Annotated in this window: 20 protein-coding genes; 15 read left to right on the forward strand and 5 right to left on the reverse strand. The window is 72.1% G+C overall.

What is annotated here, in order from left to right; translation table 11 throughout:
• Positions 1-15: 15 nt before the first annotated feature.
• The 5 genes from pdhA (CPH93_RS17260) (at position 16) to CPH93_RS17280 (ending at position 6576) form a co-directional block, all read left to right on the forward strand.
• Positions 16-1209, forward strand: coding sequence for a pyruvate dehydrogenase (acetyl-transferring) E1 component subunit alpha (gene pdhA / locus CPH93_RS17260; protein ID WP_096213367.1), 1194 nt, complete (start codon positions 16-18; stop codon positions 1207-1209).
• On the forward strand, positions 1206-2240 hold the full coding sequence (locus CPH93_RS17265; protein WP_096213368.1) for an alpha-ketoacid dehydrogenase subunit beta: 1035 nt from the start codon (positions 1206-1208) through the stop codon (positions 2238-2240). The genes pdhA (CPH93_RS17260) and CPH93_RS17265 overlap by 4 nt, the downstream gene beginning before the upstream one ends.
• The gene (locus CPH93_RS17270; protein ID WP_096213369.1) at positions 2240-3793 is read left to right on the forward strand and encodes a dihydrolipoamide acetyltransferase family protein; all 1554 of its coding nucleotides are present in this window, start codon (positions 2240-2242) and stop codon (positions 3791-3793) included. The genes CPH93_RS17265 and CPH93_RS17270 overlap by 1 nt, the downstream gene beginning before the upstream one ends.
• 204 nt (positions 3794-3997) lie before the next feature.
• Positions 3998-4918: an NTP transferase domain-containing protein gene (locus tag CPH93_RS17275; protein WP_096213370.1), complete on the forward strand. Its 921-nt coding sequence runs from the start codon at positions 3998-4000 to the stop codon at positions 4916-4918.
• Positions 4915-6576 (forward strand): molybdopterin molybdotransferase MoeA, encoded by a 1662-nt coding sequence (locus CPH93_RS17280; RefSeq protein WP_096213371.1) that lies wholly within the window; start codon positions 4915-4917, stop codon positions 6574-6576. Before CPH93_RS17275 ends, CPH93_RS17280 begins: the two co-directional genes overlap by 4 nt.
• A gap of 50 nt (positions 6577-6626) precedes the next feature.
• On the opposite strand, the gene CPH93_RS17285 is transcribed toward CPH93_RS17280, so the two are convergent.
• Entirely contained in the window at positions 6627-7736 is a 1110-nt protein-coding gene (locus CPH93_RS17285) for a potassium channel family protein (RefSeq protein WP_096213372.1), read from the reverse strand.
• Positions 7737-7787: 51 nt separating this feature from the next.
• Between CPH93_RS17285 and CPH93_RS17290 the strand changes: the two genes are divergently transcribed.
• The 4 genes from CPH93_RS17290 to CPH93_RS17305 all read left to right on the forward strand — a co-directional run bounded on the left by CPH93_RS17290 (position 7788) and on the right by CPH93_RS17305 (position 10741).
• Positions 7788-7985 (forward strand): hypothetical protein, encoded by a 198-nt coding sequence (locus CPH93_RS17290; protein ID WP_159395015.1) that lies wholly within the window; start codon positions 7788-7790, stop codon positions 7983-7985.
• Positions 7986-7995: 10 nt separating this feature from the next.
• A complete protein-coding gene (locus CPH93_RS17295; protein ID WP_096213374.1) occupies positions 7996-8973 on the forward strand; it encodes an NAD(P)H-quinone oxidoreductase in 978 nt (325 codons plus the stop codon).
• Positions 8974-9825: 852 nt separating this feature from the next.
• Positions 9826-10038 (forward strand): hypothetical protein, encoded by a 213-nt coding sequence (locus CPH93_RS35805; protein WP_144044206.1) that lies wholly within the window; start codon positions 9826-9828, stop codon positions 10036-10038.
• Between the two features lie 139 nt (positions 10039-10177).
• Entirely contained in the window at positions 10178-10741 is a 564-nt protein-coding gene (locus CPH93_RS17305) for a bacterial proteasome activator family protein (protein ID WP_093484113.1), read from the forward strand.
• Between the two features lie 122 nt (positions 10742-10863).
• On the opposite strand, the gene CPH93_RS17310 is transcribed toward CPH93_RS17305, so the two are convergent.
• Entirely contained in the window at positions 10864-12531 is a 1668-nt protein-coding gene (locus CPH93_RS17310; protein WP_096213376.1) for a protein kinase domain-containing protein, read from the reverse strand.
• A 317-nt stretch (positions 12532-12848) separates the two neighbouring features.
• Here CPH93_RS17310 and CPH93_RS17315 point away from each other — a divergent pair, with 317 nt between their 5' ends.
• Complete coding sequence (locus tag CPH93_RS17315) at positions 12849-14465, forward strand: protein kinase domain-containing protein (RefSeq protein ID WP_093484111.1); 1617 nt, start codon at positions 12849-12851, stop codon at positions 14463-14465.
• Between the two features lie 18 nt (positions 14466-14483).
• Here CPH93_RS17315 and CPH93_RS17320 read toward each other — a convergent pair whose 3' ends face one another.
• The 3 genes from CPH93_RS17320 to CPH93_RS17330 form a co-directional block, all read right to left on the reverse strand.
• Positions 14484-15527 (reverse strand): phosphotransferase, encoded by a 1044-nt coding sequence (locus tag CPH93_RS17320; RefSeq protein WP_093484110.1) that lies wholly within the window; start codon positions 15525-15527, stop codon positions 14484-14486.
• A 52-nt stretch (positions 15528-15579) separates the two neighbouring features.
• Positions 15580-15996, reverse strand: coding sequence for a pyridoxamine 5'-phosphate oxidase family protein (locus tag CPH93_RS17325; protein ID WP_093484109.1), 417 nt, complete (start codon positions 15994-15996; stop codon positions 15580-15582).
• Between the two features lie 114 nt (positions 15997-16110).
• Positions 16111-16770 (reverse strand): response regulator, encoded by a 660-nt coding sequence (locus CPH93_RS17330; RefSeq protein WP_040898877.1) that lies wholly within the window; start codon positions 16768-16770, stop codon positions 16111-16113.
• Between the two features lie 327 nt (positions 16771-17097).
• Here CPH93_RS17330 and pdhA (CPH93_RS17335) point away from each other — a divergent pair, with 327 nt between their 5' ends.
• From pdhA (CPH93_RS17335) to CPH93_RS17355, 5 genes are all read left to right on the forward strand, one after another.
• Entirely contained in the window at positions 17098-18312 is a 1215-nt protein-coding gene (pdhA, locus tag CPH93_RS17335) for a pyruvate dehydrogenase (acetyl-transferring) E1 component subunit alpha (RefSeq protein WP_093484108.1), read from the forward strand.
• 2 nt (positions 18313-18314) lie between these two features.
• The gene (locus CPH93_RS17340; RefSeq protein ID WP_093484107.1) at positions 18315-19298 is read left to right on the forward strand and encodes an alpha-ketoacid dehydrogenase subunit beta; all 984 of its coding nucleotides are present in this window, start codon (positions 18315-18317) and stop codon (positions 19296-19298) included.
• Between the two features lie 23 nt (positions 19299-19321).
• Positions 19322-20788, forward strand: coding sequence for a dihydrolipoamide acetyltransferase family protein (locus tag CPH93_RS17345; RefSeq protein ID WP_096215482.1), 1467 nt, complete (start codon positions 19322-19324; stop codon positions 20786-20788).
• A 69-nt stretch (positions 20789-20857) separates the two neighbouring features.
• A complete protein-coding gene (locus CPH93_RS17350; protein ID WP_096213377.1) occupies positions 20858-21709 on the forward strand; it encodes an AraC family transcriptional regulator in 852 nt (283 codons plus the stop codon).
• Positions 21710-21760: 51 nt separating this feature from the next.
• Positions 21761-22174, forward strand: coding sequence for a VOC family protein (locus CPH93_RS17355; protein ID WP_096213378.1), 414 nt, complete (start codon positions 21761-21763; stop codon positions 22172-22174).
• Positions 22175-22178 lie beyond the last annotated feature (4 nt).

Here is a 22178-nt window from a genome sequence, read left to right on the forward strand (position 1 = left end):
GAGGAGGTGCTCGACATGACGGTCCTTGAGCAGCCCGGCAGCAGCAGGAACACGAGCAGCCTGGCCGGCCCGCCGCCCTCCTGGCGGCCGCGCACCGACCCCGCCCCTCTCCTGCCCGACGCGGAGCCGTACCGCCTCCTGGGGACGGACGCCGCCGCCCGGCTCGACTCCGGACTGCTGACCCGGCTGTACGCCCAGCTGGTGCGCGGCCGCCGGTACAACGCGCAGGCCACGGCCCTGACCCGGCAGGGACGCCTGGCGGTCTATCCGTCCTCCACGGGACAGGAGGCCTGTGAGGTCGCCGCGGCGCTGGCCCTCGAAGAGCGGGACTGGCTCTTCCCGAGCTACCGCGACACCCTCGCCGCAGTGGTCCGCGGCCTCGACCCCGTCCAGGCGCTGACCCTGCTGCGCGGCGACTGGCACAGCGGCTACGACCCGCACGAACACCGCATCGCCCCGCTGTGCACCCCGCTCGCCACCCAGCTCCCGCATGCCGTGGGCCTGGCGCACGCCGCCCGGCTCAAGGGCGACGAGGTGGTGGCGCTGGCGATGGTCGGCGACGGCGGCACGAGCGAGGGCGACTTCCACGAGGCGCTGAATTTCGCGGCCCTCTGGCAGGCGCCGGTGGTCTTCCTCGTCCAGAACAACGGCTTCGCGATCTCCGTGCCGCTCGCCAAGCAGACCGCGGCGCCGTCCCTCGCCCACAAGGCGGTCGGCTACGGCATGCCGGGCCGCCTGGTCGACGGCAATGACGCACCCGCGATGCACGAGGTGCTCACCGAGGCCGTGCAGCGGGCCCGCCGGGGCGGCGGCCCCACCCTGGTCGAGGCCGTCACCTACCGCATAGAGGCACACACCAACGCCGACGACGCCACCCGCTACCGCAGCGATGCCGAGGTCGAGACCTGGCGGGCACACGACCCGATAGCCCTCCTGGAGCGTGAGCTCACCGCCCGCGAGCTGCTGACCGACGCATTCGTCGGCGACACCCGGGAGAGCGCCGAGCAGCTGGCGGCCGACCTCCGGGAGCGGATGAACGCCGACCCGGAGCTGGACCCGATGGACCTGTTCACCCACGTATTCGCCGAGCAGACCAGCCAACTGCGTGCCCAGGCCGCCCAGTTGCGCGCCGAGCTGGACGCCGAAGGCGCCGGACACACCGAGGACGCGGCGGGTGCCGGCGGCGGTGCCGAGGAGGCCAGGCCATGACGACCACCGTTCCGGCGACCACGCGCAAACCCGCCACCATGGCGCAGGCGCTGACCCGCGCCATGCGCGACGCGATGGCCGACGATCCGTCCGTCCATGTCATGGGCGAGGACGTCGGCACCCTGGGCGGCGTCTTCCGGGTCACCGACGGCCTCGCCAAGGAATTCGGCGAGGACCGCTGCACGGACACCGCGCTCGCCGAGGCCGGCATCCTGGGCACCGCCGTCGGCATGGCGATGTACGGGCTGCGGCCGGTCGTCGAGATGCAGTTCGACGCGTTCGCCTACCCGGCGTTCGAGCAGCTGATCAGCCATGTCGCCCGGATGCGCAACCGCACCCGCGGGGCCCTGACGATGCCGCTGACCATCCGTGTCCCCTACGGCGGCGGGATCGGCGGGGTCGAGCACCACAGCGACTCCTCCGAGGCGTACTACCTCGCCACTCCGGGCCTCCAGGTCGTCACCCCGGCGACGGTTGAGGACGCCTACGGGCTGCTGCGGGCCGCCATCGCCTCCGACGACCCGGTCGTCTTCCTGGAGCCCAAGCGGCTGTATTGGTCGAAGGCCGACTGGTCGCCCGATGCACCCACCGAGGTCGCCCCCCTGGGGCGCGCCGCGGTCCGGCGCCGCGGCAGCAGCGCCACCCTGATCACATACGGCCCGTCGCTCCCGGTCTGCATGGAGGCCGCCGAGGCCGCCCGGGCCGAGGGCTGGGACCTGGAAGTGGTCGATCTGCGCTCGCTGATGCCGTTCGACGACGACACCGTCTGCGCCTCGGTGCGGCGCACCGGGCGGGCCGTGGTCGTCCATGAGTCCAACGGGTTCGGCGGTCCCGGAGGGGAGATCGCCGCGCGGATCACCGAGCGCTGTTTCCACCACCTGGAGGCACCGGTGCTGCGCGTCGCCGGGTTCGACATCCCCTATCCGCCCCCCATGCTGGAGCGGCACCATCTGCCGGGCGTGGACCGGATCCTGGACACCGTCGCCCGCCTCCAGTGGGAGTCGGACTGGACCGCCGGAGGTGGTGAGTGATGGCCGTGGTCCGCGAATTCACCCTGCCCGACCTGGGGGAGGGCCTCACCGAGGCGACGATCGTCCACTGGCTGGTCGAGGTCGGCGAGGTGGTGGCCATCGACCAGCCGGTGGTGGAGGTCGAGACCGCCAAGGCGATGGTGGAGGTGCCCTGCCCCTACGGAGGCGTGGTGACCGCCCGCTTCGGCGAGGAGGGGGCGGAAGTCCCGGTGGGCGAACCGCTGGTGACGGTCGCGGTGGGGGCCGTGCCGGACGATCTGGCGGGAGCCGTCCCTGGTACGGAGCCGGGCTCCGGGGCGGGTGCCCAGGGCGGTGCGCCCGAGGCGGCCGCGCCGCCCGCTGCGTCCACGGAGGAGGACTCCGGGTCCGGGAATGTGCTCGTCGGGTACGGCACCGGTGCGGCAGCGGCGCGGCGGCGCCGGATCCGTCCTGGGGGAGCGAGCCCCCTGGGTGGAGCGCAGCGGCCGCCCGAAGGGGCGGCGAACGGTCCGGCCGGGGCCGCAGCGGCCGATCATGCGCCGGGTGTCTCGGGCGGGGTGCACGCCGAGGCGGCCGCCGTGGGACCGGCCGGTACCACCGGGGCGAACGGGGCCGCCGGAGCCGGGGCGGAGGAGGCCGGCAGCCGTACGGTGGCCGTCATCTCCCCGCTGGTGCGCCGGATGGCGCGGGAAAACGGTCTGGATCTGAGTGAGGTGACGGGCTCCGGACGCGATGGGCTGATTCTGCGTACGGATGTGGAGTGCGCCATCCGGGAGCGGGAGCTGCCGCGGGTCGTGCCTCTCCCTGGGGCTGTGCCGCCTGCCGTGCCCACCCCCGCGGCCGCGAGGCCCGCCGGGGCGGCAGCCGGGGCCGGTGCCCTGCCGGACGAGGAGCGGATCCCGCTGAAGGGGATGGTCGGTGCCGCCGCTGAGAAGTTCAGCCGCAGCCGCCGGGAGATCCCAGAGGCGACCTGCTGGGTGGACGCCGATGCCACCGAACTCCTCGCCGCCCGCAGGGCGATGAATGTGCCGGGCGCCCCCAAGGTGTCGCTGCTCGCCCTGCTTGCCCGGATCTGTACGGCCGCCCTCGCGCGCTTCCCCCAGCTCAACGCCACCGTCGACACCAAGGCCCAGGAGATCGTGCGGCTGCCCGCCGTCCATCTGGGCTTCGCGGCGCAGACCGAGCGCGGCCTGGTGGTGCCGGTCGTACGGGACGCGCATGCCCGTACGGTCGAGGATTTGTCCGCGGAGATCGCCCGGCTCACCGAAACCGCCCGGGCCGGCGGGCTCTCCCTGGCCGAGCTGACCCACGGCACCTTCACCCTCAACAACTACGGCGTCTTCGGCGTCGACGGCTCCACGCCGATCATCAACCACCCGGAGGCGGCGATGCTCGGCGTCGGCCGGATAGCCGCCAAACCCTGGGTGCACGAAGGCGAGTTGGCCGTCCGGCAGGTCGTGCAGCTCTCGCTCACCTTCGATCACCGGGTGTGCGACGGCGGCACGGCAGGCGGTTTCCTGCGGTTCGTGGCCGACTGCGTGGAACAGCCCGCACTGCTGCTACGGACGCTGTGACCGGCGCGCGGCCGGCGACGGCGAGCCGGCCGGCGAGGGCGGGACCGGTGGCAACGGCGGGACTGCCGACACCCGCGAGCCGGCCCGCCACCACGAGCCGTCCGACAACGGCGAGCCCGCCGCCAGCCGCCGCTGTGGCACAGCCGACACCCGCCGCAGCTCCGGCAGCGGTGTGATCCCCGTACCCCTGGCGATACTCAAGGGGTGAACGACCACACCGACTACGACGCCATCGTGCTGGCCGGAGGTGCGGCCCGGCGGCTCGGCGGGGCGGACAAGCCCGCGCTGTCCGTCGGCGGCCGGCCCCTCCTGGACCGGGTGCTCGCCGCCTGCCCCGATGCGGCGCGCACCGTCGTCGTCGGCCCCGGCCGCCCGACCGCCCGGCCCGTCGTCCATGCCCTGGAGGACCCGCCCGGCGGCGGTCCGCTCGCCGCGCTGGAAGCCGGCTTGCGGCACACCACCGCCCCGGTGGTGCTGGTCCTCTCCGCCGACCTCCCGTTCCTGACCGCAGCGACCGTGCACCACCTCCTGGCGGCGGCGACGGCAGGCCCCGGACCGGGCGGGGGTGCCGTGCCGCGCGACGGGGCGATGCTCCGCGACGCCTCGGGGCGGGACCAGCCGCTGGTGGCGGCCTATCGGTCCGGGCCGCTGCGCCAGGAGCTGGCGCGGTTGCGGGCCGGGCACGGCAGCCTGGCCGGTCTGCCGCTGCGTGCGCTGTGCGCCGAGTTGGTGCTCGAACGGGTCCCGGACGCCCGGTCCACGGCCTCCTTCGACTGCGACACCTGGGAAGACATCAACGCAGCACGCGCCCGTATCAGGGAGCATGGCACCGTGCTGGACGAATGGATCACCGCAGTCAAGGCCGAACTGGGCATCGAGCTCGATGTCGACACGGCAGCGCTTCTCGACCTCGCGCGGGACGCGGCGCACGGCGTCGCCCGCCCGGCTGCCCCGCTGACGACCTTTCTGATCGGCTATGCGGCGGGTCAACAGGGCCGGGACGTGCAGGAGCTGATGGACCGGGCCGCCGCTCTGGCGAACCGCTGGGCGGCGGAGGCCGAGGAGTCCGGGGGCGCGGCCCGTTCCGGCGGTGCCATTGGTGACGAAGCGAAGCCCGCGGAATGAACGACGGACAGCCGGGCGGCACGAGGGGCGAGCCGGCGGGCGCCACCCCGGACGAGGGGCGCGCCCGCAGCGGCGACCCCTTCGACGATGCGCTCGCGCTGGTCAACGGCCCGGTGCAGCCGCGCGTACGCCCCGCCGCCGAGGCCGCGACCGTCCGGGCGCCCTACGTCGCCCGCGGGGCCGCGGCCGGCGAAGGTGGTGACGCCCCCTACACACCCGGCGACCCCTACACGCCCGACGACCCGTTCGCGCCCGGCGACCCCTTCGCCTCCGACGGCCCCGGCGCCCCCGGAAACCGCTCCGGCCCCACCGGCCCGGCCGGCGCCGACGATCCTCCGCCGACCCCGGCCCCCGGCCCCCGCCCCACCCCGGCCGCCGTCCCCTGGCACCTCGCCAGGGACATCGCCCGCCGCGCCGTGACCGAGCCGCCTGCGCCCCTGACCTCGGCGCTCGGCGCCGCGCTCGGCCGTACGCTCGCCGCACCGCTCACCGCCCTGACCGACCTGCCGTCCTTCGACACCTCGGCGATGGACGGCTGGGCGGTCGCCGGCCCCGGCCCCTGGCACCTCGACCAACCCGCCGGCACCCCCGAGGCCGGCTCCCCGCCCGGCATCCTCGCCGGTCACGCGCCCACCGACGGGCTCCTCGACGGCCACGCGATCGCGATCGCCACCGGCGCTCGCATCCCGTCCGGTGCCACCGCCGTCCTGCGCAGCGAACACGGCGAGGTCCGTGCGCCGAGCGGCGGCGGGCGGCGGCTTTACGCACCGCAGCCGGTGCCGCCCGGTCAGGACATCCGTCCGCGCGGCCAGGAGTGCCGTCGCGGCGACCAACTGCTGCCGGCCGGCGCCCTGGTCACCCCCGCCGTCCTCGGCCTGGCCGCGGCGGCCGGCTACGACGAGCTGACCGCCCGCCCCCGCCCGCGCGCCGAAGTCTTCGTCCTGGGCGATGAGTTGCTGGACCACGGACTGCCCCGGGAGGGCCGGATCCGTGATGCGCTCGGCCCGATGCTCGTCCCCTGGCTGCATGCGCTGGGCGTCGAGACGCCCGCGGCGCGCCATCTGGCCGATGACGCCGACACCTTGTACGCCGCTCTCGCGGATTCCACCGCCGACGTGGTGATCACCACCGGCGGTACCGCGTCGGGCCCCGTCGACCATGTGCACCCCACCCTGCGCGGGCTGGGCGCCGAGGTGCTGGTGGACGGTGTGGAGGTGCGCCCCGGGCATCCCATGCTGCTCGCCCGCCTGGCCCCGGGCCGGCACCTCGTCGGCCTGCCGGGCAACCCCCTCGCGGCGGTGTCCGGGCTGTGCACGCTCGCCGAGCCGCTCCTGTGCGCGCTCGCCGGCCGCCGCCCCGCCCCGCCGTACCGCGTGCCACTGGCCGCTCCCGTCCACGGGCATCCGCACGACACCCGGCTCGTTCCAGTGGCCTACCGCGACGACGAGCGGTACGGCCTGATGGCGGCGCCGCTGCACTTCCACGGCCCTGCCATGCTGCGCGGGATCGCCGCCGCCGATGCGCTGGCGGTCGTTCCGCCCGGCGGCGCGAAGCGCGGCAACGAGCTCGAACTCCTGGAACTTCCCTGGCCGGCGAGCTGGTCGGCGGGCTGGGCACCGGATACGCCGACGGACTGGAGCGCCTCGGGGGAGCTGTAGGCGGCCACCGCAGGCCGCGCGGATGCGCCCGCGTCGTCCGGTCCGGTGGGTCAGTCGCTCGGCACCGCCTGCCGGATGGTGATCACGCGGTCGGTGAGCTCCAGCGTTGCGGCCTGCGGGTCGGTGTAATTCAGCACCCGGTGCCCCCGTACGACCGCCACGACCAGGTCGTCGAGCTCGCGGGGGGAGCGGCCCGCCTCGCTGCGGGTCACCGGCCGTTCGTCGAGGTCGAGCCCGCTCCCGTACGTCAGCAGGTCCTCCAGGATGGTGCCCACGTGCGGGCTGGCCATGGACATCCCCAGCAGCCGGCCGGCCGAGCTGGAACTGGTGATGACCAGGTCGGCGCCGCTCTGCTTCAGCAGCGGTACGTTCTCGTCCTCCCGGACCGCCACCACGATCGAGGCGTGCCGGGTGAGCTGGCGTGCCGTCAGGGTGACGAGTGCGGCGGTGTCGTCCCGCTGGGTCGCCACGACCACGCGCGCGGCGCGCTGCAACTCGGCCCTGGTCAGGGTGTCGGAGCGGGTCGCGTCGCCGTGCACCGCCACGAAACCGTCACTGCTGGCGGCGTCCACGGCGGTCTTCTGCGGATCGACCACGACGATCTGCTCTCGGGGGACGCCCTGTCCGAGCAGGGTCTCGATGGTGCGGCGGCCCTTGGTCCCGTATCCGATGACGACGACGTGATCTCGCATGCGGGACCTCCAGCGGTGGATGCGTACCTGGTGCCGGGTGCGCGCGGTGAGGACTTCGAGTGTGGTGCCGACCAAAATGATCAGGAACAGTACCCGGAGCGGCGTGATGACCAGGATGTTGGTCAGGCGTGCGGCGTCGCTGACCGGAGTGATGTCGCCGTAGCCGGTGGTCGAGAGGGTGACCGTCGCGTAGTAGGCCGCGCCGAGGAAGGTGACCTCGTCGTGGGCGTTGTCGCGGTACCCGTCGCGCTCGAACCAGACGATCAGGGTGGTGACGGCCAGCACCGCCAGCGCCATGAGCAGCCGGCGCAGCACCTGCTGGAGCGGCGGTGTCATCCCCTGCGCGGGCAGGACGATGGTGCGGCCGGCCTCCGTGTCGTCCTTGGCTTCGGCGCTCGACAGCGACCAGAGAGAGCGAAGGAGCGAGAATCTGCCGGTTCTGCGGCGCGGTTGCTGCTCGTCGCTCATCCGGCCGCCTCTTCCTGAACGGCCCGGTCTGCGGCGGTCTGTGAGGGGGACATGGCTCCCATGCTCCGTGATGCGGAGGAGCGCGCGCACGCTGCGGTCACCGGACCGGCGCCGGACGAGGGCGCTGCGCGGCCGGCGGTGCCCGGTGCGCCGGACGTGGACCGGACAGGGCTCTGTGCAGGTGGGAAGCCCGGCCCGGTGGTGATCCGCGGGCCCCGCACCGTCGCCCCGTACGCGGACGACGAGTAGCCTCGCGCCCATGCGAGCGATCACTATCCCGGAGCCCGGTGGCCCCGAAGCACTTGTCCGGGCGGACGTGCCCGATCCACAGCCCGCTGAGGGCGAGGTCCTGATCGAGGTCGCGGCCAGCGCCGTGAACCGTGCGGACCTGCTCCAGCGTCAGGGCTTCTACGACCCGCCGCCCGGCTCCTCCTCGTACCCGGGCCTGGAGTGCTCGGGGCGGATCACCGCGCTCGGCCCCGGTGTGCACGGCTGGGCCGTCGGCGACGAGGTGTGCGCGCTGCTCGCGGGCGGCGGATACGCCGAGCAGGTCGCCGTTCCGGCCGGGCAGGTGCTGCCGGTGCCGGCCGGCCTGGATCTGGTCACGGCCGCCGCGCTGCCCGAGGTGACCTGCACGGTCTGGTCGAACGTCTTCATGATTGCCCACCTGCGGCCCGGCGAGACCCTGCTGGTCCACGGCGGCGCCAGCGGCATCGGCACGATGGCGATCCAGCTGGCCAAGGCGGTCGGTGCACGGGTCGCGGTCACCGCGGGCGGCCCCGAAAAGCTGGCGCGCTGCGCCGAGTTGGGCGCCGACATCCTCATCGACTACCGCGAGCAGGACTTCGTCCAGGAGATCCGCAAGGCCACCGACGGCGCGGGCGCGGACGTCATCCTCGACATCATCGGCGCGAAATATCTGCAGCGGAACGTCAAGGCGCTGGCGGTCAGCGGACGGCTGGCGATCATCGGGCTGCAGGGCGGGGTGAAGGCGGAGCTGAATCTCGCCGCTCTGATGGCCAAGCGCGCCGCGATCACCGGCGCCGGGCTGCGTGCCCGCCCGCTGAACGAGAAGGCTGCCATCGTCGCCGCCGTACGGGAGCACGTCTGGCCGCTGATCGCCAACGGTCAGGTCCGGCCGATCGTGGACCGCACGCTCCCGATGGCGGAGGCCGCCGAGGCGCACCGCATCGTGGAGGCGAGTGCGCATGTCGGCAAGGTCGTGCTGACCGTCTGAGCCGGCCGGCACCCGCGCTCGCCCCTCCGGCAACCGCCCGGCCTGCGTCCGCCCCTCCCGCATGCCCGACGAGTAACCCGCCTGATATGTCTGAGATGCCGTGAATCTCATCACATGTGACGCTGGACGGGTCACTCGACGGCTCGGCACGGGAGGGGCACCGTGGTCGCTCCAGGATTCCGTTCGCGCATTGCCACCGGTCTGTTGGTGGCTTCCGTCGTCCTGCCCGTTCCTCTGGGCGCCACCTCCGCGGTGGCTGCGGACCGACGGGCCACTCCGGTCGACCGCCCGTCGAATCTCGTCCGCCCGGACGATCAACGCGACGACGACGGCCGGGACGACTACGGAACCGGCGACTTCGGGCTGGACGATTACGGCGCCGACGACCTGACGCCCGGCTCCTCGCCGGCTGACGGGCGGGGAACGGGCCGGGCGCACCCCGGGCACTCCGGGGCCTCCGCGCGGATCCCGGGGCTGCCGGACCGCTTCCCGGGCCTGCCGTACGCCCCTCCGGGCTTCCCGCACCGGCCTCCGCATCATCACTTCGGTGGACATCGTGGGCACGGAGAGTGGCGCCATCACCACCATCACAGGTTCGGCCCCGGTTTCATCGGGCAGATCCCGCCGTTCGGCCTCCCGGGCCCCGAGGGCAGGGGCAGGGACTTCCCCCGGCGGGGGCATCATGGGCCGCCCGGCCCGGGAGGCCCGCCCGGCGCCGACCGTGGGCACTCCCTGCCCGGCCGGCACTCGGCGCGGAAGCCCTCCAAGCCCGCGGGGTCCGCATCCCCTGCGGGAGCCGTCCCGGCAGGATCATCTGCCTCGCACCGCCACAACGTCGCAGATCGGCGGGCCGTGCGCTCCTATGACGTACTGCCGCCGCTTCCGACCGCCGCCCCGAAGAAGGACGGTTCCGTACCGGACGGCGCGGATGGCGAAGCGACCGAGCGCCCCTACGCCATGGAAACGCCGGCAGCCCCGGTGGAGCGGGTCCTGCCGATGGGCGCCGGCCTTGCGCTCACCGGTCTGGGGCTGGCCTTCTTCGCCCTTCGGCTGCGCCGCAGCTGAAGTCCGACGGTTTCACGTGAAACAGCCGGGAATCCCGTGTTTCACGTGAAACCGCGGCAGCCGGAGCCCCTCGGAAGGGTGGATCACGTTCTTCAGGGGGCACCACCGTTCATAACCCCTGGTGCGAGAGAATGGCGGCATGGATATGCCGATGAACGAACGGTCGCAGGAGAACCCGCACGTCCTGGTTGTCGGCCCGGACGGCATGGCGCTCGGCAGCGCCGGCTCCGGTGGCGGGGACAACGGCGAAGAGTCCCGCGAGACGCCGGTGACGGACATGGTCGAACAGCCTGCGAAGGTCATGCGCATCGGCAGCATGATCAAGCAGCTGCTGGAAGAGGTGAAGGCCGCGCCTCTCGACGAGGCGAGCCGGGTCCGTCTCAAGGAGATCCACTCCAGCTCGGTCAAGGAGCTGGAGGACGGGCTGGCGCCCGAGCTGGTCGAGGAGCTGGAGCGGCTGTCGCTGCCCTTCACCAATGAGTCGGTGCCGACGGATGCGGAGCTGCGGATCGCCCAGGCCCAGCTGGTGGGCTGGCTGGAGGGCCTCTTCCACGGCATCCAGACCGCGCTGTTCGCCCAGCAGATGGCGGCTCGTGCCCAGCTGGAGTCGATGCGCCGTGCGCTGCCGCCCGGCGTCTCGGCGATGGACGGCGAGGAGGGTCACCCCGGTCAGGGCAGCGCCCGCTCGGGTCCGTATCTCTAGGGAATTTCCCAGAATCGTCGGCCGGGTCGCCGGCACACCACATACACAGACAGAAGGGGCCGGCACGCATGGCGCGTGCCGGCCCCTTCGTCAGGCTCCGGAGGCCCGAGGGCCGGTTGCCGTCAGTCGCTGCGGCCGGTCGAGATGGTCAGCTCGATGGTGTCGTCCTTGCTCGGGTACCACCAGCTGATGGCGGCAGGGGTCTGATCCGTGACGGTGTTCTTGCCCCAGATCGAGCTGTCCTCCTCGTCGACGATCTTGTACTTCCAGCCGGCCGCCGCGATGCACTTCTTCACCGAGTCCAGGTTCTTGAAGCGGAACGACGGGACGAGGATCTTGCCCTTGTCGCTGTAGCTCTTGGTCGGGCTGGTGCACTCGGACGTCAGGATCGTCGCCGTCTTGTCCTCGGGCCGGACGCTCTCGGTGGGCGAGGAGTACGACGAGTACGTCGGGGTCGGGGTCACGTCCCCGCCGTGGTCGTCGCTGGAGCCGGCGCTCAGACCGATACCGATCGCGATCGCGGTGACCACGACCACACCGATGATCGCCGAGACGACGATCACCGCGGAGTTGCCCTTCCGGCCGCCGGGACCGCCGGCCGACGGCATCGAGGCCGTCACGGGCGGGGGCGGGGGCGGCGGGGTGTACGCCTGCGGGGGCGGGAACCCGCCCGCGTTGAACGGTGCCGGGGCGGGGGCAGGCGTGGGCGTCGGATAGGCGTTGTTCGGCGGCGGGGGCGTGGACGGCCCGAACCCGGCCGCCTGGGTCGGCTGATACGGCTGCTGCACGCTCGGCGGGGCCGGCGTGTGCGGGGCGCCGGAAGCGGTGGGGAACACCGCGGAGGAGACCGACGAGCCGCTGGTGCGCGCCGCCGGGCCGCCGCTGATGATCAGCGGCGTCGCGCCGGACTGCCCGGACCCGACGATCCGCAGGCATTCGTCCCGCATCGCCTCTGCGGTGGGGAACCGCTCATTGGGGTTCTTCTTCAGCGCCCGGGCCACCAGCGCGTCCACGGCCGCCGGCAGCGAGCTGTTGATGCTCGACGGGACCGGGGGCTCTTCCTGGACGTGCGCGTAGGCGATGGCGAGCGGGGAGTCCGCGTCGAACGGCAGCTGGCCGGTCAGCAGCTCGAAGAGCATGATGCCGACGGAGTAGAGGTCCGAGCGGGCGTCCACACCGCGGCCCAGCGCCTGCTCGGGCGAGAGGTACTGCGGGGTGCCGACGACCATGCCGGTCTGCGTCATCGACGTCACGCCGGACTGCATGGCCCGGGCGATGCCGAAGTCCATGACCTTGACGACACCGCGCTTGTTCAGCATCACGTTGCCGGGCTTGATGTCCCGGTGGACCAGGCCCATCTCGTGGCTGACCTCGAGCGCGGCCAGCACATCAGCCGTGATCTTCAGGGCTTTTTCCGTCGGCATCGCGCCATGTTGCGCAACGTCGGTGTCCAGGTCGGAGCGCAGCGGCTGACCTGCGACGTACTCCATGACGATGTACGGCACCATGCCGCCGTCGAGCTCGTCCTCACCGGAGTCGAAGACCGAAACGATGTTGGTGTGGGTGAGCTTCGCCACGGACTGGGCCTCACGGCGGAAGCGCTCACGGAAGGCCTGCTCGCGGCCGAGCTCGGTGTGCAGGGTCTTGATCGCGACCTCGCGGTCGAGCACGCTGTCGTAGGCGAGGTGCACAGAGGCCATGCCGCCCGCACCGAGAAGATCACGAAGCTGGTAGCGTCCCCCGCCGACCGAACGGCCCTCGTATTGGCCCTGAGCGCCGTCCTGGCTCATCGTTCCGCTTCCCCCTACGCGCGCACTATCCCGTACGGATAGTGATCAAAATCTGGAATTCCGCAGCCAAGTCTGCCGTAGGCCCTGGACACGTCAAGCTGTGTGCCCGTTCCGTGACCAGATACGCAAGATCGCGTCACAGCCCACAGACAATTTCGGCACCGGATCGTCCCTGGTGAACTTGCCCCCATTGGCTTCCGGCAGGTTTGCTGGCCGGTCCACGACGGACCGGTGGGTGCCGCGGAACCTGTAGCGTGCTCTAGCGAAGACCGATGACCTTACCGCTCTCATGCGGATCGATTCGACGGCGAGGACCGATGGCACCGACGCAGAGCCCCCAGGGCCCGTCCGATCCTGACGCCACCGGCTCCAATATCCCCGACGCACCGGAGATGTGGGGCAACGGCGGGCTGGTCGGCGATGGCCGCTACCGGCTCACGCGACGGCTCGGCCGCGGCGGTATGGCGGAGGTGTTCGCGGCCGAGGACGTACGGCTGGGCCGCACCGTCGCCGTGAAGCTGCTGCGCGCAGACCTCGCCGAGGACCCGGTCTCCAAGGCCCGCTTCACGCGGGAGGCACAGTCCGTGGCCGGGCTGAACCACCACGCGGTGGTCGCGGTCTACGACTCGGGTGAGGACCTGGTCGGCGGCAACACCGTGCCGTACATCGTGATGGAGCTGGTCGAGGGCCACACCATCCGCGATCTGCTGCTCAACGCCGACGCCCCGCCGGCCGACCAGGCGCTGATCATCGTCTCCGGGGTGCTGGAGGCGCTGGCCTACAGCCACCAGCACGGCATCGTGCACCGTGACATCAAGCCCGCGAACGTGATCATCACCAACAGCGGCGCCGTCAAGGTCATGGACTTCGGCATCGCCCGTGCCCTGCACGGCGCCCAGTCCACGATGACCCAGACCGGCATGGTCATGGGGACGCCCCAGTACCTCTCCCCGGAGCAGGCGCTCGGCAAGACCGTCGACACCCGCTCCGACCTCTACGCCACCGGCTGTCTGCTCTACGAGCTCCTCACGCTGCGGCCGCCGTTCACCGGCGAGACCCCGCTGTCGGTGGTCTACCAGCATGTGCAGGACATGCCGGTGGCGCCGTCCGAGGTCGCCGACGCGGTGCCGCCGGAGCTGGACGGCCTGGTCATGCGGTCGCTGGCCAAGGACCCCGACGACCGGTTCCAGTCCGCCGAGGAGATGCGCGGCCTGGTCCAGTACTCGCTGCAGATGCTGCACGAGCAGGGCGGTCACACGGGCACCTGGAACACCGGCCCGGTCGGCATGCACGAGGGCGGTCTCGGCCCGTCCATGGGCACCGCGGCCACCACGGCGCTGCCGCACCCCGACGCCGGCCAGACCACGGCGCAGCCGATCCTCACGTCCGGTATGCGCGACGACGACGGCGGCTTCGACGGCGGCCCCCGGCCGGCCAGGGGCGGCCGCGGCAAGATCTGGCTGATCGCGGCGCTCGCGGTGATCGCGATCGCGGTGGGGGTGGCCTTCGCGCTGCAGAACACCAGCGGCCAGGACAAGAAGAAGGACACCCCGACGACGCAGTCCCCGTCGCCGTCCAAGGACGACAAGACGAGCGAGCCGCCGACGGAGGAGCCGAGCACCCCGCAGACCGAGCCCGGCACCACGGGTGGTGACGGTGGCACGTACAGCGAGCCGCCGACCCAGGAGCCCAGCACGCCGGAGACGTCCGAGCCGCCCACCTCCGAGCCGCCGACGTCGGAGCCCCCGACCTCCGAGCCGCCCACCGACTCCACCGGTGGGACGGCGGACGGCGGGACCGCCGATGGCGGAACCGCGGACGGCGGCACCGCCGACGGGGGTACCGCCGACGGCGGAACGACCACCGGCACGGACAGCGGGGCCACCACCGGCAGCGGCACGGACGGCGGCGCGACGCTCGGCCCGGCCGGCTGACGGGCGCCCCGCCGCGGTTCAGCGGGTGAACGCGTTCCGTACGGCCCGGTACTCGCGGGTCCACCACACGGCCAGTGCGGCCGCCGCCGGGAACTGGGCATCGGTGCGGCGGTCGCCGAGCTGGTAGCGCCAGGTGAGCATCCAGAAGTCGTTCAGCCGCTCCCACCACACCCGGTGGACGGCCGCGGCGAGCTCCTCGGCGCCGGCCCCGCAGGCGCTGCGGTAGGCGCCCGCGTACGCCGCCACCTTGGCCAGGTCCAGCGTCCCGCAGGGGCGTACGAAGAAGATCGCGGCGGCGCGTACCGCCTCCTCGGCGCGCGGCTGCACGCCCAGCCGGTCCCAGTCGACGATCGCGGTCGGCTCCGCGCCGCGGTAGAGCACGTTCAGCGGGTGGAAGTCGCCGTGCACCCAGCCCGCCGGGGGCTCCGCGCCGGGCGCCGGGCGGTGGTGTGCCAGTTCGGCCAGCAGGGCCCGGCGCTCCAGCAGACGGTGTTCGGCGAGTTCGTCGAAGCTGGTGCGCGGACGGGCGCCGCGGGCCAGGGCCAACAGCTCCTCGATCGTCTCGAAGGTCCGCTCCGGGTCGGCGCCGGCGTCCGCGCAGGGCAGCCGGGGCGGATGCGGTTCGTCGGCCATGGCCTGCTCCAGGGCGGTGTGGACCAGCCCGAGCAGCGCGCCCAGCCGCCAGGACTGGCCGCGGGTCAGCGCCGCGCCGCCGAGGTGCCGGCCCTCGACCCAGGGGTGCAGGGCGTAGCAGCGGCCGTCGAGGACGGTGACGGTGCGGCCGTCCGCGTCGGCGAGGGGCGGGACGACCGGCAGGCCGAGCGCGGCGAGCCGGCGGGTGGCGCGGTGCTGGCGGGTGAGGGCGGCGCGGTCGCCGTCGAGGTGGTGCTTGAGGAAGTAGCGGCCGCGGGTGGTGGCGAGGAAGTAGCCGTGGTTGAGCAGGCCCTCGGCGACGGGCTCACAGGACAGCGGCGCGCCGGCGTCGGTGTAGTGGCGGAGCAGGGCTCCGAGGGTGTCTTTGTCGGGCGTCGCCGCCGTCCGGACTACAGATGAGCGCAGCACCCGCCAGATGTTAGATCAACTGCGTGCGTCGCAGTGTGCGCGGCGGAGAGCCTCACACAGAGTGCGCACCTCGGAAGACCGGCACATCGGTGAGGTGGTGCATGGTCACGAACTCCGGCTCGATGCGCAGGAAGACGGGGGCGTAGGGGGCGCCGTCGGCCAGTCGGGGGGAGGGCCCGAAGAGTTCCCGCTCGACGGGGGTGGGCTCGACGACCCGGGCGGTGCCGGTGAACTGCACCGACCAGGTGTCGTCCTCGCCGCTGTTGACGTTGTCGGCCTCGTAGGCGACCACGCTGCCGTCCAGGGCCTGGTGGTAGTCGTAGCCCTGGTGCAGCCGCAGCACCAGCCGTCCGTCGAGGACGAGGTGCCGGGCGACGGTGGTGAAGGGCAGTGCCCGCCGACTGGCAGAGACGCGCCCGTACGGCGTGCGGCTCAGCAGCTCGATGGCACGGTAGTTGTCGGTGGGCATGGCACCACCTTGCCGGGCGGATCCGGCCGGCACGTAGGGGCCAGCAGCCCCGGGCCGCGGGGCCGATGGTCCTGAATCACCATGAGCCGGGCGGGGCGTCTCCGCCTTGGCTGCTCAGTGCCGTTCGGCCTGCATCCGCGCGACATAGGCGGCTGCCTGGGAACGCCGTTCCATGCCGAGCTTGGACAGCAGGCTGGAGACATAATTCTTGATCGTTTTCTCGGCGAGGTGCAGCCTTTCGCCGATGGCGCGGTTGGTCAGGCCTTCGCCGATCAGATCGAGAATCCGGCGTTCCTGGTCGGTGAGGTTCGCCAGCCGGTCGTCACCCTTGGTGGCGGTGCCGTCGCGCAGCCGCTCCAGTACCCGGGCGGTGGCCACCGGGTCGAGCAGGGACTTGCCGGCCGCCACGTCGCGCACCGCGGAGAGGAGTTCGTTGCCCCGAATGGCCTTGAGGACATATCCGGCCGCACCGGCCATGATCGCATCAAAAAGGGCTTCATCGTCCGCGAAGGAGGTGAGCATCAGGCATTTGATGTCCTCATCCTGCGAACGGATCTCGCGGCAGACCTCGACACCGCTCCCGTCGGGCAGCCGGACATCGAGCACCGCCACGTCCGGGCGGGTCGCAGGGATCCTGACCAGGGCATCTGCGGCGGTACCGGCCTCGCCGACCACCTCGATGTCGTCCTCGACCGAGAGCATTTCGTGGACGCCACGCCGGACAACTTCGTGGTCATCGAGCAGGAATACCGTGATTTTTCCGTCTTCGCGCACCTTCCCAGTCTCACACATCAACTCTTCCCGTGCTCCAGGTCACCGATATAACGTGCCGTTGTCCCGGCGGCCTGCAACGCTGTGACCAGGAGTTGTTCCAAGCCTTAGTGATTTACTTGGAAATCCAAGCAAAATCGCAGGTCAGCGCCGTTTCCACTTCGGCTTTGACAATGGGTAACGTGCAATGAGCAGGCCACTGTCCGGGAGCTTTGTTCCACCCGGATCCGGCCGCGATCGCACACACCCCGTGCGCCGTATCGGATACCGGGTGAGCCGCAATACGGCCACCGGCGGACCCCGGGGGCCGGACAGACGGAGGAGCAGCACGTGACCGTGGAAGGCACTGCGCAGCGGAAAAACACCCGCGGCAGCAGCAAGCGCACCACCGCCGCAAAGGCGACGTCGGCCAAGAAGGCGTCCCCGGCCAAGGCCCGGAACTCCGGCCGGCCCGAGCAGGCGGAGCAGGATCAGCTCGTACAACTGCTGACCCCCGAAGGGAAGCGGGTCGAGCACCCCGATTACTCGATCGACCTGTCCCCCGACGAGCTGCGCGGGCTCTACCGCGACATGGTGCTGACGCGAAAGTTCGACGCCGAGGCGACCACTCTCCAGCGCCAGGGCGAACTGGGCCTGTGGGCCTCGCTGCTGGGCCAGGAGGCCGCTCAGATCGGCTCCGGGCGCGCGCTGCGCGACGACGACTATGTCTTCCCGACCTACCGGGAGCACGGCGTGGCATGGTGCCGCGGCGTCGACCCGACGAATCTGCTGGGCATGTTCCGCGGTGTCAATCACGGCGGCTGGGATCCCAGCACCAACAACTTCCACCTCTACACCATCGTCATCGGTTCGCAGACGCTGCATGCGACCGGCTATGCGATGGGGGTGCAGAAGGACGGCGCGGATTCCGCGGTCATTGCGTATTTCGGTGACGGTGCCTCCAGCCAGGGAGATGTCGCGGAATCCTTCACCTTCTCCGCGGTCTACAACGCCCCGGTCGTGTTCTTCTGCCAGAACAACCAGTGGGCGATTTCCGAGCCCACCGAGAAGCAGACCCGGGTGCCGCTCTACCAGCGCGCCCGCGGCTTCGGATTCCCCGGCGTCCGGGTCGACGGCAATGACGTCCTGGCCTGTCTGGCGGTGACCCGGGCGGCGCTGGAGCGTGCGCGCACCGGCCAGGGCCCGATGCTCATCGAGGCGTTCACCTACCGCATGGGTGCGCACACCACCTCCGACGACCCGACGAAGTACCGGGCGGACGAGGAGCGGGCGGCCTGGGAGGCCAAGGACCCGATCCTGCGGCTGCGGACGTACCTGGAGGCCGAGGGCATCGTCGACGAGGCGTACCTCGCCTCGATCGACGAGGAGCGCGAGGCCCTGGGCAAGCGGGTCCGCGACGCCGTCCGTGCCATGCCCGACCCGGACGACATGGCGATTTTCGAGAACGTCTATGCCGATGGGCACGCGCTCGTCGATGAGGAGCGCGCACAGTTCGCCGCCTACCAGGCGTCGTTCGTCGATGCCGATGCCGCGGAGGGGAACTGACCATGGCCGTCTTCGAGAAGATCACCATCGCCAAGGCGATCAACGAATCGCTCCGCGCCTCCATGGAGGCCGACCCCAAGGTCCTCGTCATGGGCGAGGACGTCGGCAAGCTCGGCGGCGTCTTCCGCGTCACCGACGGCCTGCAGAAGGACTTCGGCGAGGACCGGGTGATCGACACCCCGCTCGCCGAGTCCGGCATCGTCGGCACCGCGATCGGCATGGCACTGCGTGGCTATCGCCCGGTCGTCGAGATCCAGTTCGACGGCTTCGTCTTCCCCGCCTACGACCAGATCGTCACCCAGCTCGCGAAGATGCACGCCCGCGCGCTGGGCAAGGTCAAGGTGCCGGTCGTCATCCGCATCCCGTACGCGGGCGGCATCGGCGCGGTCGAGCACCACTCCGAGTCCCCCGAGGCGCTGTTCGCGCATGTCGCGGGCCTCAAGATCGTCACCCCCTCGAACTCCTCCGATGCCTACTGGATGCTCCAGCAGGCCATCGCGGGCGACGACCCGGTCATCTACTTCGAGCCCAAGCGCCGCTACCACGACAAGTCGCGGCTGGACACCGAGTCGATCCCGGACCCGCTGCACAAGGCCCGGGTCGCCCAGAACGGTTCCGACCTCACGCTGGCCGCCTACGGCCCGATGGTGAAGGTCTGCCTGGACGTCGCCAAGGTCGCGGCCGAGGAGGGCAAGTCGGTCGAGGTCGTCGACCTGCGCTCGCTCTCCCCGATCGACTTCGACACCGTGCAGTCGTCGGTGCAGAAGACCGGCCGGCTGGTCGTCGTCCACGAGGCCCCGGTCTTCTTCGGCGCAGGTGCCGAGATCGCCGCCCGGATCACCGAGCGGTGTTTCTACCACCTGGAGGCTCCGGTCCTGCGGGTCGGCGGTTTCCACTCCCCGTACCCGCCCTCCCGTCTGGAGGACGAGTACCTTCCGGGGCTGGACCGGGTGCTCGACGCCGTTGACCGTGCGTTGGCGTACTGAGGGTTTGAGGAGAGTTCGTGACCATGACTGCAAGTCCTGCCCGCGCTCAGCGCTTCCGCGAGTTCAAGATGCCCGACGTGGGCGAGGGGCTCACCGAGGCAGAGATCCTCAAGTGGTACGTCCAGCCGGGCGACACCGTCACCGACGGCCAGGTCGTCTGTGAGGTCGAGACCGCCAAGGCCGCCGTCGAACTGCCCATTCCCTACGACGGGGTGGTGCACGAGCTGAACTTCGGCGAGGGCGTCACCGTCGATGTCGGCACGGTCATCATCTCGGTGGACACCGACCCCGGAGCCGGGCCCGCCGCGGCGCCGGCGCCAAGCGCGCCGCAGGAAGCCGCCCCGTCCGCCGAGGAGGAGGCCGAGCCGCAGGGCCGGCAGGCGGTGCTGGTCGGCTACGGTGCCGCGCCGTCCTCGACCAAGCGCCGGGCCCGCAAGCCGCAGCCCGCGGTGCCGGCCCAGCCGGAGTCCGCGAGCGCCGCGCTCCAGGCGGAGCTGAACGGGCGGGCCACGCCCACGCCGATGATCACCCCGGTGCCCGTGCCCGCCGCGCCTGCCGCCCCCGTGGCTGCCGCGCCCGCCGGCCGTCCGCTGGCCAAGCCGCCGGTGCGCAAGCTCGCCAAGGACCTCGGCATCGACCTGGCGACGATCGCCCCGACCGGGCCGGACGGCATCATCACCCGCGAGGATGTGCATGCGGCGGCCGCCCCGGCAGCGGCGGCGGCCCCGGCCGGTGCCCCGGCGCCGGTGGCCGCGGCCCCGGCAGACACCGGCACCGTCGACACCGCCGCACGCGAGCGGCGGGTACCGGTCAAGGGCGTACGCAAGGCCACCGCGCAGGCGATGGTCGCCAGCGCCTTCACCGCGCCGCACGTCACGGAGTTCATCACCGTCGATGTGACCCGCACGATGAAGCTCGTCCAGGAGCTCAAGCAGGACCCGGACATGGCGGGGCTGCGGGTCAACCCGCTGCTGCTCGTCGCCAAGGCCTTCCTGGTCGCCCTCCGGCGCCATCCGGAGGTCAATGCGGCCTGGGACGAGGCGAACCAGGAGATCGTCTACAAGGACTACGTCAACCTCGGGATCGCGGCGGCCACCCCGCGCGGGCTGATCGTCCCGAACATCAAGGACGCCGGGTCCAAGACGCTCCCCCAACTCGCCGCGGACCTGGGCGAGCTGATCGCCACCGCGCGTGAGGGCAAGACCTCTCCGGCGGCGATGTCCGGCGGCACGGTCACCATCACCAACGTCGGCGTCTTCGGCGTCGACACCGGTACGCCGATCCTCAACCCGGGGGAGTCGGCGATCCTCGCCTTCGGCGCGGTCAAGCTCCAGCCGTGGGTCCACAAGGGCAAGGTGAAGGCGCGTCAGGTCACCACCCTCGCGCTGTCCTTCGACCACCGCCTCATCGACGGTGAGCTGGGCTCCAAGCTGCTCGCGGATGTCGCGGCGGTGCTGGAACGGCCCAAGCGGCTGATCACCTGGGGATGACCCGGGGTGCGGAGCCGGGCGGTGCGGGGCGGCGTTTCACGTGAAACGCCCTGCACCCGCCCCGGCCCCGTGGACGAACGTCCGCTCGCGGTCCCCGCGCCCCCGCTCCGGCCGTACGTCAGCGGGTACGCCGGGTACCGGCAGGCCGGACTGCCGCCGGGCCGGCACCGTGGGCTCCCCTCGCCCCGGCTGACCCTGATCTTCACCCTCGATGAGCCGCTCACGCTGGCCGGCCACCCCGATCCGGCGCAGGCACCGGGCACCTACGGCGCCCTCCTGGGCGGTCTGCACACCCGCCCTGCGCTGATCACCCACGAGGGCCGTCAGTCCGGCATCCAGCTCGGCCTGCACCCGCTGGGCGCCCGCGCGCTGCTGGGACTGCCGGCCGGCGAGCTGGCGGACATCGACCTTCCCGCGGAAGCGGTCCTCGGACGGCAGGGCGTGGAGGTGGGTGAGCGGCTGCGGGCGGCTCGCAGCTGGCCGGAGCGGTTCGCGCTGCTGGACGCGTATCTGCTGGGCCGGCTGACCCCGGAGGCGGGCCGTTCCGGGCCGGCTCCCGAGGTCGTCCGTGCCTGGCGTCTGCTGGCGTGGTCAGGGGGTGCCGCACCGGTGGCGACGCTCGCCGCCGAGGTCGGCTGGAGCACCCGTCATCTGACCGCGCGCTTCCGGCAGGAGACCGGTCTCACGCCCAAGACCGCTGGCCGGGTCCTCCGGTTCGACCGGGCCCGCCGGCTGCTCGGTGCCGCCGCCGGCCGGGGCACCCCACCGCTGCTGGCCGATCTGGCCATCCGCTGCGGCTACTTCGACCAGGCCCATCTGGCCCGGGAGTTCCGGACGCTGGCCGGCTGTCCGCCCAGTCAATGGCTCGCCGAGGAGTTCCGAAACGTCCAAGCCCCGGGGGAAGCGTTCGAGGAAGGCTGAGGTCAGCGGCCCACCGGGGGTCGCCCACCCGATCCAGGAGGTCCGGCGATCATGTCCGACACCACACCCGCACCCCAGGTATGGCCGACGCTGCGGGCCCGCGATGCGCGTGCGCTGATCCGGTTCCTGGTCGATGCGTTCGGTTTCGAGGAGACCGTGGTCATCCCCGGGGAGGGCGGGCATGTCGAGCACGCCCAGCTCTCCTGGCCGGAAGGCGGCGGCATCATGCTCGGCTCCGTCCGGGACGGGAAGGAGGATCGCTGGCCGCTGCAGCCGGGAACCTTCGGGGCCTATGTCGTCACCGACCGGCCCGACGAGCTGTACGCCCGCGCCACAGCGGCCGGCGCGGAGATCACCGATGAGCTGACCGTCACCGACTACGGCTCACGGGGCTTCGGCGCCCGCGATCCCGAGGGCAACCGCTGGTCGTTCGGTACCTATCGAGGTGAGCCGCGGGCGGTGTAGCGAG

The organism is Streptomyces sp. 2323.1 (genome assembly GCF_900221035.1).
GTDB classification, from domain to species: domain Bacteria; phylum Actinomycetota; class Actinomycetes; order Streptomycetales; family Streptomycetaceae; genus Streptomyces; species Streptomyces sioyaensis.